Source organism: Sphingomonas koreensis (assembly GCF_002797435.1).
Lineage (GTDB): Bacteria > Pseudomonadota > Alphaproteobacteria > Sphingomonadales > Sphingomonadaceae > Sphingomonas > Sphingomonas koreensis.
Map to the genome: position 1 here is coordinate 4,285,557 of NZ_PGEN01000001.1, position 14,284 is coordinate 4,299,840.

13 protein-coding genes and 1 tRNA gene are annotated in these 14,284 nt (G+C 66.7%); 6 read left to right on the top strand and 8 right to left on the bottom strand.

Translation table 11 applies throughout. From position 1 onward, the window contains the following. Position 1: 1 nt before the first annotated feature. Positions 2-3,487: a hypothetical protein gene (locus BDW16_RS20390; protein WP_066579142.1), complete on the top strand. Its 3,486-nt coding sequence runs from the start codon at positions 2-4 to the stop codon at positions 3,485-3,487. Here the strand turns inward: BDW16_RS20390 and BDW16_RS20395 are convergent. Next, complete coding sequence (locus BDW16_RS20395; RefSeq protein WP_083954329.1) at positions 3,468-6,407, bottom strand: ATP-binding protein; 2,940 nt, start codon at positions 6,405-6,407, stop codon at positions 3,468-3,470. The genes BDW16_RS20390 and BDW16_RS20395 overlap by 20 nt on opposite strands. A gap of 134 nt (positions 6,408-6,541) precedes the next feature. Continuing rightward, complete coding sequence (gene gcvA / locus BDW16_RS20400) at positions 6,542-7,444, bottom strand: transcriptional regulator GcvA (protein WP_066579147.1); 903 nt, start codon at positions 7,442-7,444, stop codon at positions 6,542-6,544. A gap of 457 nt (positions 7,445-7,901) precedes the next feature. Between gcvA and BDW16_RS20405 the strand changes: the two genes are divergently transcribed. Together BDW16_RS20405 and astD are read left to right on the top strand one after the other, a co-directional pair. Further along, on the top strand, positions 7,902-9,098 hold the full coding sequence (locus BDW16_RS20405; RefSeq protein ID WP_066579150.1) for an aspartate aminotransferase family protein: 1,197 nt from the start codon (positions 7,902-7,904) through the stop codon (positions 9,096-9,098). Next, on the top strand, positions 9,095-10,510 hold the full coding sequence (gene astD, locus BDW16_RS20410) for a succinylglutamate-semialdehyde dehydrogenase (RefSeq protein WP_066579154.1): 1,416 nt from the start codon (positions 9,095-9,097) through the stop codon (positions 10,508-10,510). The genes BDW16_RS20405 and astD overlap by 4 nt, the downstream gene beginning before the upstream one ends. Before the next feature lie 277 nt (positions 10,511-10,787). Here the strand turns inward: astD and BDW16_RS20420 are convergent. Next, positions 10,788-10,863: transfer RNA gene (locus BDW16_RS20420), tRNA-Glu, on the bottom strand. A gap of 121 nt (positions 10,864-10,984) precedes the next feature. Between BDW16_RS20420 and BDW16_RS20425 the strand changes: the two genes are divergently transcribed. Next, on the top strand, positions 10,985-11,521 hold the full coding sequence (locus tag BDW16_RS20425; RefSeq protein ID WP_066579163.1) for a J domain-containing protein: 537 nt from the start codon (positions 10,985-10,987) through the stop codon (positions 11,519-11,521). Between the two features lie 7 nt (positions 11,522-11,528). Further along, on the top strand, positions 11,529-11,831 hold the full coding sequence (locus BDW16_RS20430; RefSeq protein ID WP_241230515.1) for a (2Fe-2S) ferredoxin domain-containing protein: 303 nt from the start codon (positions 11,529-11,531) through the stop codon (positions 11,829-11,831). On the opposite strand, the gene BDW16_RS20435 is transcribed toward BDW16_RS20430, so the two are convergent. Further along, positions 11,828-12,244 carry a SufE family protein gene (locus BDW16_RS20435; RefSeq protein WP_066579166.1) on the bottom strand — a complete coding sequence of 139 codons (417 nt, stop codon included), beginning with the start codon at positions 12,242-12,244 and terminating at the stop codon, positions 11,828-11,830. The genes BDW16_RS20430 and BDW16_RS20435 overlap by 4 nt on opposite strands. Before the next feature lie 84 nt (positions 12,245-12,328). Between BDW16_RS20435 and BDW16_RS20440 the strand changes: the two genes are divergently transcribed. After that, positions 12,329-13,198 (top strand): alpha/beta fold hydrolase, encoded by an 870-nt coding sequence (locus tag BDW16_RS20440; protein ID WP_157926366.1) that lies wholly within the window; start codon positions 12,329-12,331, stop codon positions 13,196-13,198. Between the two features lie 51 nt (positions 13,199-13,249). Here BDW16_RS20440 and BDW16_RS20445 read toward each other — a convergent pair whose 3' ends face one another. Genes BDW16_RS20445 through BDW16_RS20455 form a run of 4 tightly spaced genes read right to left on the bottom strand, consistent with a single transcriptional unit; the run spans position 13,250 to position 14,281 of the window. Continuing rightward, complete coding sequence (locus tag BDW16_RS20445) at positions 13,250-13,495, bottom strand: hypothetical protein (protein WP_066579434.1); 246 nt, start codon at positions 13,493-13,495, stop codon at positions 13,250-13,252. A 38-nt stretch (positions 13,496-13,533) separates the two neighbouring features. Continuing rightward, positions 13,534-13,800: a hypothetical protein gene (locus tag BDW16_RS20450; RefSeq protein ID WP_066579171.1), complete on the bottom strand. Its 267-nt coding sequence runs from the start codon at positions 13,798-13,800 to the stop codon at positions 13,534-13,536. A 42-nt stretch (positions 13,801-13,842) separates the two neighbouring features. Further along, positions 13,843-13,971 (bottom strand): hypothetical protein, encoded by a 129-nt coding sequence (locus tag BDW16_RS21835; RefSeq protein ID WP_255265772.1) that lies wholly within the window; start codon positions 13,969-13,971, stop codon positions 13,843-13,845. 31 nt (positions 13,972-14,002) lie between these two features. After that, positions 14,003-14,281 carry a hypothetical protein gene (locus tag BDW16_RS20455; RefSeq protein ID WP_066579173.1) on the bottom strand — a complete coding sequence of 93 codons (279 nt, stop codon included), beginning with the start codon at positions 14,279-14,281 and terminating at the stop codon, positions 14,003-14,005. Positions 14,282-14,284 lie beyond the last annotated feature (3 nt).

The window sequence follows — 14,284 nt, forward strand, 5'->3', positions numbered from 1 at the left end:
CTTGCTTCGCGCGCCAAAGACCGGCGGCGACCACCAGCGGACACGGAGCTGGGCGCTGTTCGTCTTTTTCCGGATCATGAGCGAGAACGAGCTCGCGGCCACTCGTGAGCGTATTCTTGCGCTTCATGATAGCGCGGAGGGCGTCGCTGGTGAGATGGGGCCGCAGGAGAAGCTCCGGATCGACCTCGCGCATCCGGGCGTGCTGAACGCCGCACTTGCCGATCCCGAAGCAGAGGCTGCGCCGGCGGAGGCATTCCGCAATTGGCTCAAGGCACTGGTGTCGAAGGACGCGGAACCGATGCGGGCGACCCTCGCCGGCTTCGGCGAAGCGATCCAGGCCGGGATGGCGGTCGCCGCGATGGCTGATGGCGAGGCGGAAATGCCACTGCCAGCTGGCCTCGATGCCTCGCCCGGCGCGGTGCATGCCAGCGCCGCAATGCTTCTCGACCTATTGCGCGGCTTCATGACCGAAGCGGGCTATGCCCACCTCGTCGAACGCGCGGAGGAGCAGTTCAAGGCGGTCGCCGCGGACGACGCGGACGACGCGGCCGGTCCGGTCCTGCCGCCGCTGCTTTTCTACGAGTTCCTTCGCGCGGGCGCTCCGGCGTTCGAGCCGGGCAGGGGCCTGCCGCCGGCGATCCGTAGCGAGGCCGATCAGAAGGCGCTGGCTGGCGATGCCGACAATGCCGATCGGATGCCGATCAGCTTCGCCTTCACTCATTCCGGGCTTCAGGCGCTCCGGTTCGATGCGAACACGCTCGCCTCCTTTCCGGACGCCTTCAAGGAAGGAATGGCCGCGCGCGCCCGGCGGCTGAGGGATACCGGCCCGAGCGCGCCGGAATATTGGGAAGGCGAGCTCGGCCTGAAGAGCGTGCACGGCTATTTTACCGGAGGCTTTGGTACCCATGCCTATCCCACGTCAGAGGCATTCTGGAAGAAGCTGCGCGCCGAAGCCCGCGCCTTCAATGACGCCACGGACGACGCGAAGGAGCAACTGCGCGAGTTGATCGGCGTCCTGTTCCGGTCGGTCGGGCTGGAAATCGTCCATATCGAGCTGGGGCAGGATCCGCATCAGCATGCTGACGATCAGGCCGCGCTGCTGGATTCGTCGGCGCGCCAGACGCCGCGAACGGAGCATTTCGGCTATCGCGACAATCTCAGCCAGCCCTTCGTCGATCTCGGCCTTGGCGATACGCTGCCAGGCGGCGGGACGGCGTCGCGGCTGCCGAGCTGGACGCCCGTCGCGCCTGGCGAGATCTTCCTCGATCAGCGCGACGAGGATGGCGAAGAGCATGCGTTGCCCGTCCACCCGGTGCTCCGCCGTGGATCGACCTTCCTCGTGTTCCGGAAGCTTGAACAGGATGTCCCGGGCTTCCGATCGTATCTCGGCCGTCAGCGGCCCGGCGATCCACAGGCGCAGGACGCGCTCGGTGCCCAGATGGTCGGCCGGTGGAAGAATGGCGCATCGCTCGTCGCTGCCCCTTGGCACCAGCCGCATGTCGATGCCGATGCGGAGGGTACGCTCAATGATTTCCGCTATGCGGCCGATGATCCGGACGGCAGACGCTGTCCGCTGGGCGCGCATGTTCGCCGCTCCAATCCGCGCGACATCGGGGGGCGCAACGATGTGCGGCGGCATCGTATCCTTCGGCGCGGCATCAGCTATGGCGGTCCTCTGCTGCCCGAGAATTCCGCGGGGGATGGCGAGAAGCGCGGGATGCTGTTTGTCGCCGCCAATGCGCGGATCGACCTGCAGTTCGAGGTGATCCAGGCGGACTGGATCAATAGCGGCGAATTCCTGGGCCAGGCGGGGCTCGACCGCTGCCCGCTGACCGGCGCGAATGGCGGCACGAGGGCCGACCGTTTCTTCGAAGCGAGTGCAACAGCGCCTGTCACGGACATTCCGCGCTTCGTCTACACGAAGGGGGGCGACTATTTCTTTCTGCCGGGGATCGAGGCGCTGAAGGGGATCGCCGAAGGCGAGACCTTCGCGGTTCCGTCCAGCCAGCTTCCCTATGGCGGCTACAGCATGGGCGATGCAGTCACGCCCTCTCTGTACAGCGAGAGCCGTATCAAGACCTATGCACGGACCGTGCTCGCCACGCCAAAGCGCGCGGTGCGCGTCGCGACGCCTGGAAACGGCAGGGTCGTCAGCTTCGTCGGCCGTCATGACGACGTCACCCGAATCCTGAGCAACCGGGTCGCCGGTGACACGGTCGAGTTTTCCGTCCGCGCCTATCACGAGGCGAGCCAGCGGATCACCCGCGGCAGCGACATGCTGATCGGCACCGATGAGACTGGTCCGACCTGTCCGGCGCGGCATCGGCTGAAGCCGATCCTCGACCACGCCTGGAACACGCTCGCGCAGCACTACGGCCAGACCGGTGGGATCGATGCCGCGTTGCGCGACATCGCGCGGGTCAGGCTCGACGCGGCGCTGCGGCGGACGGCGCATGCTCGCCGGATCGATCTGGTCGCCGACATCGCGACTCAGGCGGCCTATGGCGTCGTCACCGATCTGTTCGGCATGCCTGGCCCGTCATGGGTGACCGAGCTCGGTCTCGCACTGCCGTTCGCTCGCCAGCATGTGGGCGACCTGCCTGCCGACTGGCTCGCCGCGTTCAAGGGCGAGCGGACGGCCGATCCGGGACTTACCACCATGCAGGTCTGGACCGCGGTGATGGTGGTCGATCTCATCGGTAACCTCCAGAATCAGGCTACCCTGCACGCGCTGTCACGACAGGCCGGGTCTGAGATGCTGATCCATATCGATGCCCGGCTTGCCGAGGTGCGCAGTCGCCCTGCCGCGGCTGCCGGAACGCTGGTGGGTGCCTTTGTCGCGAACGAAGCGCTCCACGAGGTTCAGGACCTCTACAAGCATGTGCCGGCGGGAGAGGATTGGCGGAAGCTATACTATCAGGACGTCTCGATGATCCTGATCGAGATCCTCGGCTCGACGCTGGCGGTGATTCCGCTGACCTTCGCGTCGGTGATGACCAGCCTGCTCAACTTGCGGATCGCACTCCCGGCACTGCCCCGCCTGGACAATGCCGCGATCGAGGCGTTGATCTACGAGGCTGAGCGGCTCAACCCCAATCTTCCGGTGCGGATGCGCCATTGCGAAGCGGATACCGATTGGTCGCGAGAGCTCGGGATCGCCGCGGGGGACTCGGTCGCCGCGCTGATCGCGGCGGCGAACATGGATCCGAGAAAATTCCCCGATCCGACGCGCTTCTCGCTCAAGGGGGCGGGGGTCGGCGACGCGCCTGCCCGCAAAATCGGGGATTACCTGCTGTTCGGCATTCCCGGCAGCCACAAGGATTGCTGGGGCCGCAATCGGGTCGCGATGCCGGTCCTTCAGGAATGCATTCGTGCATGCAGCCGACTGACCGGTCTTCGCCGCGTCGCCGGGCGGGCGGGGGAGCCCCAGAAGCTTGCCGGGGTCACCATCGGGTTGCTCGCGCGCTTCACGCGGCTGACGTCGTAGCATCGCCGTTGGGCAGGAAAGCCGGGACGGCGACCAGGCCATGGCGGGCGCAGATCGCATCGCGCTCAGCCAGATCCGCCGCGATACGCGGATCGCCGGGAACGCTTTCCTCGAGCAACCGGGCACGAAGGCCGAGTCCGTCAACGATCAGGCATGGGCTGTTTGTGCGGCGCGCGACGTCCAGCGCCTCGGCAAGTTTCTCCAGCCCTTCATCGGTCCTGCCGCTCCGATAGAGCGCCTCCGCATGGCCGATATGGAGATTATACACCTCAAGCTGCCCGGTCCGCTCGTGCAGCCCCAGACGCAGGCACTCCTCGACGATCTCGATCGCTTCCCGCGTCCGGCCGATCCGCGATAGCGCCGCCGCCGAGCGGCCCGCCAGATTGGGCCGGATCGCGTCATAGCCGTTGCGCTCGCTGATCGCGCGCGCAACGGCCAGGCACGCCGCTGATTCCGCGTTACGCCCGAGAAGAAGCAGGTTCCGGCCGAGTGCATTACGTGCGAGTGCTTCCGAATAGGCATCCCGCTCGCGCATCGCGATGGCAAGGGCGCGTTCGGCGAAACCCAGCCCCTCATCCAGCTGTCCGACATCGACCAGGAACCAGCTCATGAATGCCAGTGCCGTGGCGCTCGGGATACCCGCGGCACCGAGGCGCGCGGTTTCCAGCTCGCCGGTCAGCATGTCGCACAGCGCACGCTCCTCGGCGATCGCGCGGTGCACTTCGCCCATGCCGTGCAGGATGTTCGACTGCATGATCTGATTGGAGAAGATCAGCGCCGGCGATTCCAGAATGCGCGCGATGGCGATCCCTTCTTCGGTCGCCCGCAGTCCTTCTTCGTAGCGTCCCTCGAACCAGCAGATCATGCCGAGCTGGGAGAGCGTACTGGAGATCAGCGCCGGGCGGTCGAACCGTCGCACCAGATCCATCACCCGCGGTAGATGCAGATTGACCTTGTCGAACTCGCCGAGCTGCACCATCGAGGCGAAGGCCATCAGGACGAAGTCGGCATATTTCTCCTCGGCGGCGTCGCCGATGCGGCCGATGACCTCCAGTGCGCGATCGAAGATCAGATCGAGCGACGCTGCCGCCGAACTGCGCCGCGCCTCGAGACCGGCCCTCCAGAGATAGTCGAGCGCAGCGATATCGTCGCCCGCACCCTCGGCATGAATGGCGAGTTGTTCGTATCGCCCCGCCAGATCGGAATGGCGGGATAGAAGCGCGCTGACGGCGGCGGCATGAAGCCGTCTGCGCCGATGGCGTCCGATAGTGTTCGCGCATGCTTCGGCAATGATATGGTGGCGCAAATGGGTCGACCGTTGTGACGGCGGGTGGATGAACGCGAAGCGTTCGAGGGCGTCGAGATCGCCTTGCAGCGCTTCCTCCTCGACCCCCATCACTGCGGCGACGAACCCGATATCCACATTCTCGCCAAGCAGGCTCAGCGCCTGTGCAAGCGCCTTGCCGCCGGGTGGAAGCCGCTCCAGCCGGGCATGTATGACGGATTCGACGCTGGGCGGCAGCGCCAGCGGTGGCGTGGCCGGCCGGTTCTCGACCGATCGAACCAGTTCCTCGAGGACGAAGGGTATGCCTTCCGCGCGCGCGACGAAATGTTCGAGCATCGTTTCGGTATCGCGACGCCCCGCCCATAGCCGCCGCCCCAGGCTCGCCATGTCGGCCGCCGGCATCGGTTCGACGACGATGATACTGTCCGCTATCTTGTCGGCATCCGCGCGCGCCTCGGGCCTGCCGGTCATGAGCAGAAACAGCGGCTGTCCGGTCCGCTCGCAGGCGAGGAGCCTTAGGAACAGCCTGCTTTCCGGATCGACATATTGCAGATCCTCGACCAGCAGGATCGCTGGCCGGTCGAGCGCCAGCGCGCAGAAGGCGTTGACGAAGGCTCGCGCGAGCTGGTTCTGGTTCAGCGCCGCGGACTGCTTGCCAAGCTCCGATGAATGAGAGGCAAGGGCGGCTTCAAGCGCCGCGATATCGTCTGTGTCGAGTGAAAGCGCGGCGAGCGTATCGCGCAGATTGCGGCTGGAAGGTTGAAGCGCAGCATCGAGCAGGCTTTCGACAAGGTGACGGGCTGCGGCAAAGGGCGTGGTTCGCCGCTGCGCATCGCCGAAGAAGATCATGTGCCGGATGCCGAGCGCGATTGCGTCCGCGACGGCAGCGAACGCCAGGCGGCTCTTGCCGATGCCCGGTTCGCCCACCAGCGCGATCGAGCGGCTCGGCTGCCCGTTTCGCGGCAGCGCAGCCGCGAGAAGCGCGACTTCGGCGTGGCGGCCGACGATGGGCAGCCGGTAGCGCTGGGCGATGTCGGTTGTCCGCCTGTTCTCCGGCCGCGCTTCGAGCTTGTAGGGAAGCGAACCGATCGTCCGCAGTGCCTCCGTCGCCTCCTCGGGGGCCAGGGCAAGCCGCATGCGGCAAAGCTTCGCCGTCTGCGCGCTCACCAGGATATTGCCGCCTTGCGCGGCCTGTTGCAGCTTGGCGGCAATATTCACCGTCGCGCCGACGGTGTTCAGATGCAAATTGCCGTCGCGATCGACGCGGCGCACGGCGGCGAGGCCTGAATGCACGCCGACGCGAAAGCGGATCGGCTGGCCGCCGGGGCCTAGCCGGCGCTCGGGAACGATCTGGAGATCCCATGCCGCCGCGCAGGCACGATCGGCGTGGTCCTCGAGCGGGGTCGGCCATCCGAAGACCGCGATGCCGCCATCGCCTTCGTAACTCACCAGCTTGCCGCCGCTCCGTTCGACGGTTTCGCGGAAATGCTCGAACCAATGGTCGAAGAGCAGCAGGGCGTCCTCGGGGTCGCAGTCCACGATATGCTGCGTCGAGTTGGCAATATCCGCTGCCAGGATCGTGACTATTCGACGCTCGGGAGCGAGTATTTCCGACGAAGATGGCTCCGGCTGCATGGCATGGACAGCTTACAGGAAAAGCGAGGGATGGCTAAGGGCTGCCGGGGTGCGATGCGGATGGCCGAGCTCGCCAGCGGTCCAGGCTTCGAACTTCGCGCTGGCAGCTGGAACTGCGTACTAGCCGCACCCTTTCAGCGCTGCGCAGTGGCCTCCGCAAGGATCCAGGCACGCAGGCGTTCGAACTGCGGGCGCTCGCGCTGGCCGGCGGGATGGACGAGGTAATAGGCATTCTCGCCGACCACCGCTTCGTCGAAGGGGCACACCAGCGTCCCGGCCTCCAGCTCGGGTTCGACCATGAAGCTTGGCAGCAGCGCCGCGCCAGTGCCTGCGACTGCGGCCTGGGCAAGCATCAGGAAATGCTCGACCACCGGGCCGGGGATCATCTGACCGGCGGGCACGTCCATATGGCGGAACCATTGGCGCCACGCATCGCGCCGAGCGGCTTGAGCGAGCAACGGGAAATGCAGGAGATCGGCTGGGGTGCGCACCGGGTGTTCGCGCAGCAGCGCCGGCGCGATCACCGGGATGGCGCGCTCGCGGAACAGCAGGTCGTGCTGCGCGCCTGGCCAGCTTGGCAGGCCATAATGGATCGCGGCATCAAAGCCCTCATCGGCGAAATCGAATTCATGGCTGCGCGCGGCGAACTCGATCACCAGATCGGGCAGGTCGCGTGTGAGGCGGCCGAGCCTCGGTCCCAGCCAGCGCATGCCGAAGGTAGGCAAGGTCGCGATGCGCAACGTGGTTTCGGCAGGCTCCGCCAGCGCGCGCGCGGTGGCGAGGCGGATCGCCGCGAGCGCCGGCCCGATCGCATCGGCATAGGCGCGGCCTGCTTCGCTGAGTTGCACCCGGCGGCCGTTGCGTTGGAACAGCTGCGTCTGCAGCCAGTCCTCCAGGGTCGCGATCTGACGGCTGACCGCGCCTTGTGTCAGGCCGATCTCGGACGCGGCCCGGGAGAAGCTGCCGTGGCGCGCGGCCGCCATGAAGCTGTGGAGCGCGGCCATTGGCGGCAGCAGGCGGCGGGCATGCTCGTTCATGAGCAATGTGAATATTGGATTGCAAAGGAACCGCAAGACGCGAAGCGCCATTCGCGCAAGCAAGCAAGGTTTTTGGTGGTGGGGATCGGGCAATGGCCTGCTTATTGGAAAAGCAAGGGTCGGAACATGGGAGGCCGTTGACATGACTAGCACGCATAAGCCGCCGCTCCTTGGCGGTGCTGCGCTGCGCGCGGTACCGGCCGGCGCGTTCAGATCAAGCCGATTGACAATCTCACCATCCGGATCGACGCCGAGCGCCTGTATTAAGGTCGAAGGGGCGTCCTTGATCGGGACAAGGCTCTTCTGAGCCTTGGAGTGGGGTAGGGGCGTCGTTCGTCCCATCTATTACCATTTCGAATATAGGTCCGACAAAAACTCCTCAGGACTGCTCGACTATCCCATTCCCTATTGATCAATCGGAATTAGATTGGGCAGATCGCAGCCATCCGAGGATCCCATGACCAGCTCGCTCATGAACGTCTACGCCCGCGCCCCGATCGCGTTCGATCGCGGGGAGGGGGCTTGGCTCTACCCCGTGGACGGCGGCGAGCCCTATCTCGACTGTGTCGCGGGGGTCGCCACCAATGCCCTCGGTCATTGCCATCCGGTGCTGGTTGCCGCGCTGGAGGCTCAGGCGGCGAAGCTGTGGCACATCTCGAACATGTTCGAAATGCCGGGGCAGAACGCGCTGGCCGAACGGCTGACCACGGCCTCCTTTGCTGACACCGTCTTCTTCACCAACTCCGGGACCGAGGCGGTCGAATGCGCGATCAAGGTGGCACGCCGCTACCATGCTGCGCGCGGCGAGCCGCAGCGCCAGACCGTGATCGGGTTCAGCGGTGCGTTTCATGGCCGCACCTATGGCGCGATGAATGCCGCGGGAAATCCGGCGCATCTCGACGGCTTTGGTGATCGTCTTCCCGGCTTCGTGCACTTCGCGGTCGATAACTGGCCGGCGCTGGCATTGGCGATCGCCGATTCGGCGACGGCTGCAGTGGTGGTGGAGCCGGTGCAGGGCGAGGGCGGCGCCCGCGCGATGACCGAACCGTTCCTCGACAAGCTGCGCGCGGCCTGCACTGCGCATGGCGTGCTGCTGATTTATGACGAGGTGCAGACGGGGATGGGTCGGACAGGCAAGCTGTTTGCGCATCAATGGTATCCCGATGCCACGCCCGACATCATGGCGCTCGCCAAGGCGCTGGGATCGGGCTTCCCGGTCGGCGCGTGCCTTGCGACCGCCGAGGCGGCGAGCGGGATGGTGCCGGGCGTGCACGGCACTACCGCGGGCGGAAACCCGCTGGCGATGGCGGTGGCGATCGCGGCGTTCGACGAGATCGCCAAGCCCGAGACGCTGACGCATGCCCGTGAGGTCGCGCAGCATCTGCGCGCCGGTCTCGACCGGTTGGCAGCGACGCACCCCGGGGTGATTTCCGAAATCCGCGGCAAGGGTCTGCTGGTCGGGGTGCGGCTGGTACCCAATAACCGGGCATTCATGGCAGCGGCGCGCGAGCAGCGTTTGCTGGTTGCGGGCGGCGGCGACAATTGCGTCCGGCTGCTGCCGCCGCTGACGCTGACGGTCGCCGAAGCCGATCAGATACTCGATCGGCTTGATACCGCATGCCACGCGATGGCCAATGTGCAGGTGGCGGCATGAGCGCGCTGTTCGCTTCGACCAATCCCGCCACCGGCGAGACGCTGTGGGAAGGACCTGTCGCGAGCGCTGAGGATTGCGCGCGCGCTGTGGAGCGGGCCCGGACAGCCTTCCCTGCTTGGGCTGCGCAATCGCCAGATGCGCGCGCGGCGATCCTGACGCGGTACGCGGCAGTACTCGGAGAGCGCAAAGACGCTCTGGCGGAGGCAATCGCGCGCGAGACGGGCAAGCCGCTGTGGGAAACGGCGACCGAGGTCGCATCGATGATCGGCAAGGTTGCGATCTCGATCGAGGCGATGGCGGCGCGCGCCGGCACGCGCGAGAGCGCAATGCCGTTCGGACGCGCGGTGCTGGCGCATCGCCCGCACGGCGTGATGGCGGTGCTCGGGCCGTATAACTTCCCGGGGCATCTGCCCAACGGCCATATCGTGCCGGCCTTGCTCGCCGGAAATACGCTTGTGTTCAAGCCGTCCGAGGAAACGCCGCTCGTCGGCCAGTTGATGGTCGAGGCGCTGCATGCCGCAGGGATTCCGGAGGACGTCGCGATCCTGCTCCAGGGCGGACGTGAGACCGGCGCTGCGCTGGTCTCACAGGATATCGACGGGCTGCTGTTCACCGGATCGGCGGGAGCGGGAATGCATTTCCGCCGCAGCTTCGCGGAGCGGCCCGCCGTGATCCTCGCGCTCGAGCTGGGTGGCAACAACCCTCTGGTGGCGTGGGACGGCGAGCCGGAAGCGGTCGCCTCGATCGTCGTGGCATCCACCTTCATCACGACGGGACAGCGCTGTTCGTGCGCGCGGCGCCTGATCGTGCCCGAGGGGGCGGCGGGCGACGCGATCGTCGATGCCGTCGCGGCGCTGTCCGATCGGCTGCGCATCGGACGATGGGACGAGACCCCCGAGCCGTTCATGGGGCCGCTCGTTTCGACGGGCGCCGCGGAGCGCGCTGCGGCGCAGGTCGCGGCACTGGTCGGGCTCGGCGCGCGGGAAATTCGCCCGTTCGGCGGCGTCGAGGGGCGCTCGGGTGCGTTCGTGCGGCCGGCGATCCTCGACGTGACCGGGCTGGAAGTTCCGGACGAGGAGATTTTCGCGCCGGTGCTTCAGGTCCGCCGCGTTGCGGATTTCGATGCAGCGCTTGCCGCTGCGAACCAAACCCGTTTCGGGCTCGCGGCGGGTCTGATCAGCGACGATGATGCCCTATGGGCGCGTTTCCAGGCACAGGCGCGCGCGGGCGTGGTCAATCGCAACCGGCCCACCACGGGTGCGGCTTCGTCGATGCCGTTTGGCGGTCTGGGCGACTCCGGCAACCACCGGCCGAGCGCCTATTATGCTGCGGATTACTGCGCCTATCCGGTCGCCAGCCTTGAGGCGGAGCGGATCGCCGATCAACTCGGCGGGTTGCGCGGAATCGGCTGAATCCGATGCCGGCGGCGAGCCTGCGCTCGACCGCCGGCGGGCTGGTGCGCCCGCGACTGGCGATGTTCGTCCGCCGCTACAGCGACGGCAAGGAGCAGCTCGACTCTGCGACGAACGCGGTTTGGACGCCGCCCGAATTGACGGCTGGCCAAGGACCGGTGCGGCGAAGGCCGATTCAGGTCGCGCGATATGATCCAGACCCAGCAGCGATTATAGCGTCCAGCCTCATGACGCTCGGAACGATTCCGAAATAAATCAACGGGATAAAGCGCGTCGCTGGTGACCCCTACGGGACTCGAACCCGTGTTTTCGCCGTGAGAGGGCGACGTCCTAGACCGCTAGACGAAGGGGCCGTGCGAGCGGAAGCGGGGCCTCTACAGGGGGCGGGCGGGGGCGTCAAGCATCTCCGCGCGGCTTTTCGAAACCCGCCGCGGGCGCTGGCAATCCGTGCCGTCTGCGCCTATCTGGCGGGCGATGGCGCGTTCGACCCGTTCGATGGACTGGGGCTTCCCCCGCTGGCGGCCCTACGGGTCCGAGCGTGAGGCCGTGCGCGTGCGCCTGTGCGATCGCGAGGGATGCGAGGAGCCGGGTGACCGCCCCGCGCCCAAATCGCCCAACAGCCCCGAACGCTGGTATTTCTGCGAAGCGCATGCTGCCGAATACAACCGCAACTGGAATTACTTCGAAGGCCTGACCGCCGAGGAGGCGGCCAAGCGCGAAGCGGACGAACGGCGCACCGCCGACGGCTTCACCTCTAGCCGTCATAACGCCTGGGCCGGCCCCGGCGACGGCAGTCGTTCGCGCGACGAGATGCGTGCGCTCGACGTGCTCGAGCTCGATCCCGATGCGGATTTCGAGGGAATTCGCGCGGCATGGCGGCGGCTCGCCAAGGAAAACCACCCGGATATCCGCCCCGGCGATACCGAGGCAGCGAAGCGCTTTCAGGCGATCCAGGCGGCGTATGAAGTGCTCCGCGCCGCCGAGGAGCGCCGCCAGTGGCGGCCCGAGTGATCGCCGGTTGAAGCCGCGCATACGCTCCAACTGGACCAGCGCCGTTCTGGTCTGTGCCAAATGCTCGAAGAAGCTGGGCGGCGGGTTCGGGCCGAAGCGCAAACAGTCGCTGGGCAAGGCGCTGCGCAAGCATCTGGGTCTAAAGAAGGGCCGCAAGGCGGAGGCCGGCGTCGTCGATGTAAAATGTCTGGGCGTGTGTCCGCGCGGCGCGGTGACGATGGTCAATGCGTCCGCCAGCCGCGAGTGGCTGATCGTCCCGGAGGGCGCCGATCTGGACGAAGTCGCGCGCGCAGCGGGGCTTGAGCCCTAGGCGTAACGCTCCGCGGTCGCGCGGATCAGCGCGATCATGTTGGGAATGCCCTGGGTCCGGTTCGAGCTGAGCTGGTTGCGCAAGTCGAACGGCGCCAGCGCGTCCTCGATGCTGGTCGCCAGAATATCCGCGGGGCTGCGATCCTGAACGGTCAGCAGCACCAGCGCGATGATCCCTTTGGTGATCGCGGCATTGCTGTCGGCGAGGAAGTGGAGCGTGCCTCCATCACCGCCGGCATCGCGCACCATCGGATAGACCCACACCGCCGCCGAGCAGCCGCGCACCAGCGTCGCGTCGGTCTTGAGCGCATCGGGCATCGGTTCGAGCGCGCGGCCAAGATCGATCAGCAGACGATAGCGATCGTCGGCGTCGAGGAACTCATAGTCGTCGCGGATATCGGACAGGCTCGGCATGGCCGCGGCTATAGCGGGGTTGCGCCGCCGTGCCAGCCCGGCATTGTATGCCGCTGTACGGCAAAGGGGGTAGGGATGCGGCATATGGCGAAGCGATCGGGACTGGCGGCTCTGGCGTTGATGCTCGCGATGCCGGCGACAAGTCCTGCGCAAACCCCGGCGCCGGCGCAAGTCACGAGCAGCACGGACGTCATCTACGCCACCCATCCGACCGGTCCGCTGCACCTCGACCTGCACCGCCCTGCGGGGAAGGGGCGGGCTCCGGTGCTGGTCGTCCTGCACGGGGGCGGCTGGGCACGGGGGGAGCGGCCGAAGAGCTGGGCCGGGCTTCGTCCCTTTGTCGAGGCCGGCTATGCGATCGTCAGCGTGCAATATCGTCTGTCAGGTACGGCACAGGCCCCGGCGGCGGTGCAGGACGCGCGCTGCGCGATGGCCTGGGTGGCGCGGAATGCCGATCGCCACCAGCTCGATCCGCGCCGCCTCGTCGTGCTGGGCACCAGCGCGGGCGGCCACCTGGCGCTGATGGCGGGGATGCTGGGCGGCAGGGCGGACATCGATCTGCCCGCCTGCGGCCCGGTGCCGCGCGCGGCGGCGATCATCGATTTTTACGGGCCGACCGACCTTCGTCCCGAATCGCTCGGGAAATGGCGCAGTCCATCGGTGACAAAATGGATCGGGGAGGGGCCTGATGCACCAGCGCTGGCAGAGCGGATGTCACCGCTCACGCTGGTCCGCAAGGGGCAGGTGCCGGTGTTCATCGTGCATGGCGATGCGGACAATGTCGTGCCGATCCAGTCGTCACGGCAGTTGAAGGCGGCGCTCGATCGGGCCGGCGTCCCATCCGAACTTCACATCGTGCCCGGTGGCGGTCACGGCAAGTTAGGGGAGGAGGCGCAGGCCCGGCTCTATGCCGATGCGCTGCGGTTCCTTGAACGTCACCGGATCACACGCTGATTCGGTGCGGGGCCGGGGGCGGCTGCAAGGGATGCCGCCCCCGGTTTCGGGTCAGAGGTCGACGCCGGCGGCGATCGCCTCGAGCTTGCGGATGCGTTCCTTGAGATCGGCGATCTCGATCCGCGCACCGGCATTGCTCGGCATCGGCTGGTGGCTGTCGCCTGCATGCGCCAGGCTCAACTCCTGCCGCTTGAGCGCCAGCCAGCCGCGCCAGCCGGCGAGGCCCGCCGCTGTGACCATGCCCAGGCCGGCAAGGGCCGCGGACGCTATGACAAGGTAGAAATTCGGGTCACTCATCACGCCCTCCATCAGACGCGTTGGTTCGGTGGAGCCGGTCAGTTCCGGCCGTCGCGTAGCTTCTCGATCTCGCGGTCGAGATCAGTCGCGCTGTGATTGTCGGTGATCACTCGCTCTAGGACGGCGATGCGGTCCTTGAGCGTGCGCACCTCTTCCTGCAGGCGGCGGGCTTCGGCGGTGTCGGCGCCGTCTCTGACGTGGTGCTCATTGCCCCACTTGTCCTTCCGTACACCCAGCTTCGCCCGGATGATGCTGCCGATGGTCACGATCAGCACGATCCCGATCACCATCTCAAACGGATTCATTCAAAGCCTCCTTGGCCTTTGCGCCGTTGGTCCGGCGTCGTTTCAGTTCGTTGCGTTCGCCTGTTCGCGTGCCAGTTTCTCGGCACGGCGGACGGGCCGGTCGCGCATCTCGGAGAGCGTGACGCCGATTGCGCCGATCACACCCAGTACCGCGAAGAACCCGATCAACATTGTTGCTACTCCCTAATACTCGGGGGTTGGTTCAGTTTACCGGCCGCTCGTCGCGCAGCCGCTCGATCTCGTCGGAGAGATCGAGACCCTTGTCGGTCGCGATCCGCTCCAGCACCCGCACCCGCTGCTCCAGCCGCTCGGTATGCGCCGCATATTGCGCGGCCTTCTCGGCGGTCTGGGCATTGAGCGCCTCGGCCATTTTCTCCTTATGCTTCAGCCAGCGGCGGAACATGTCCGCGCCGATCCCCAGGATCACTGGCAGCCCCACCACGATGAAGAAGAAGCCAAGTACGAAAGGGGCCTTTTCCATTGT

Excerpts from the sequence above, each read along its gene's own strand:
- BDW16_RS20395 (WP_083954329.1), bottom strand. The coding sequence starts at position 6,407 with ATGCAGCCGGAGCCATCTTCGTCGGAAATACTCGCTCCCGAGCGTCGA.
- gcvA (WP_066579147.1), bottom strand. The coding sequence starts at position 7,444 with ATGAACGAGCATGCCCGCCGCCTGCTGCCGCCAATGGCCGCGCTCCAC.
- BDW16_RS20405 (WP_066579150.1), top strand. The coding sequence starts at position 7,902 with ATGACCAGCTCGCTCATGAACGTCTACGCCCGCGCCCCGATCGCGTTC.
- astD (WP_066579154.1), top strand. The coding sequence starts at position 9,095 with ATGAGCGCGCTGTTCGCTTCGACCAATCCCGCCACCGGCGAGACGCTG.
- BDW16_RS20425 (WP_066579163.1), top strand. The coding sequence starts at position 10,985 with ATGGCGCGTTCGACCCGTTCGATGGACTGGGGCTTCCCCCGCTGGCGG.
- BDW16_RS20435 (WP_066579166.1), bottom strand. The coding sequence starts at position 12,244 with ATGCCGAGCCTGTCCGATATCCGCGACGACTATGAGTTCCTCGACGCC.
- BDW16_RS20440 (WP_157926366.1), top strand. The coding sequence starts at position 12,329 with ATGGCGAAGCGATCGGGACTGGCGGCTCTGGCGTTGATGCTCGCGATG.
- BDW16_RS20445 (WP_066579434.1), bottom strand. The coding sequence starts at position 13,495 with ATGAGTGACCCGAATTTCTACCTTGTCATAGCGTCCGCGGCCCTTGCC.
- BDW16_RS20450 (WP_066579171.1), bottom strand. The coding sequence starts at position 13,800 with ATGAATCCGTTTGAGATGGTGATCGGGATCGTGCTGATCGTGACCATC.
- BDW16_RS21835 (WP_255265772.1), bottom strand. The coding sequence starts at position 13,971 with ATGTTGATCGGGTTCTTCGCGGTACTGGGTGTGATCGGCGCAATCGGC.
- BDW16_RS20455 (WP_066579173.1), bottom strand. The coding sequence starts at position 14,281 with ATGGAAAAGGCCCCTTTCGTACTTGGCTTCTTCTTCATCGTGGTGGGG.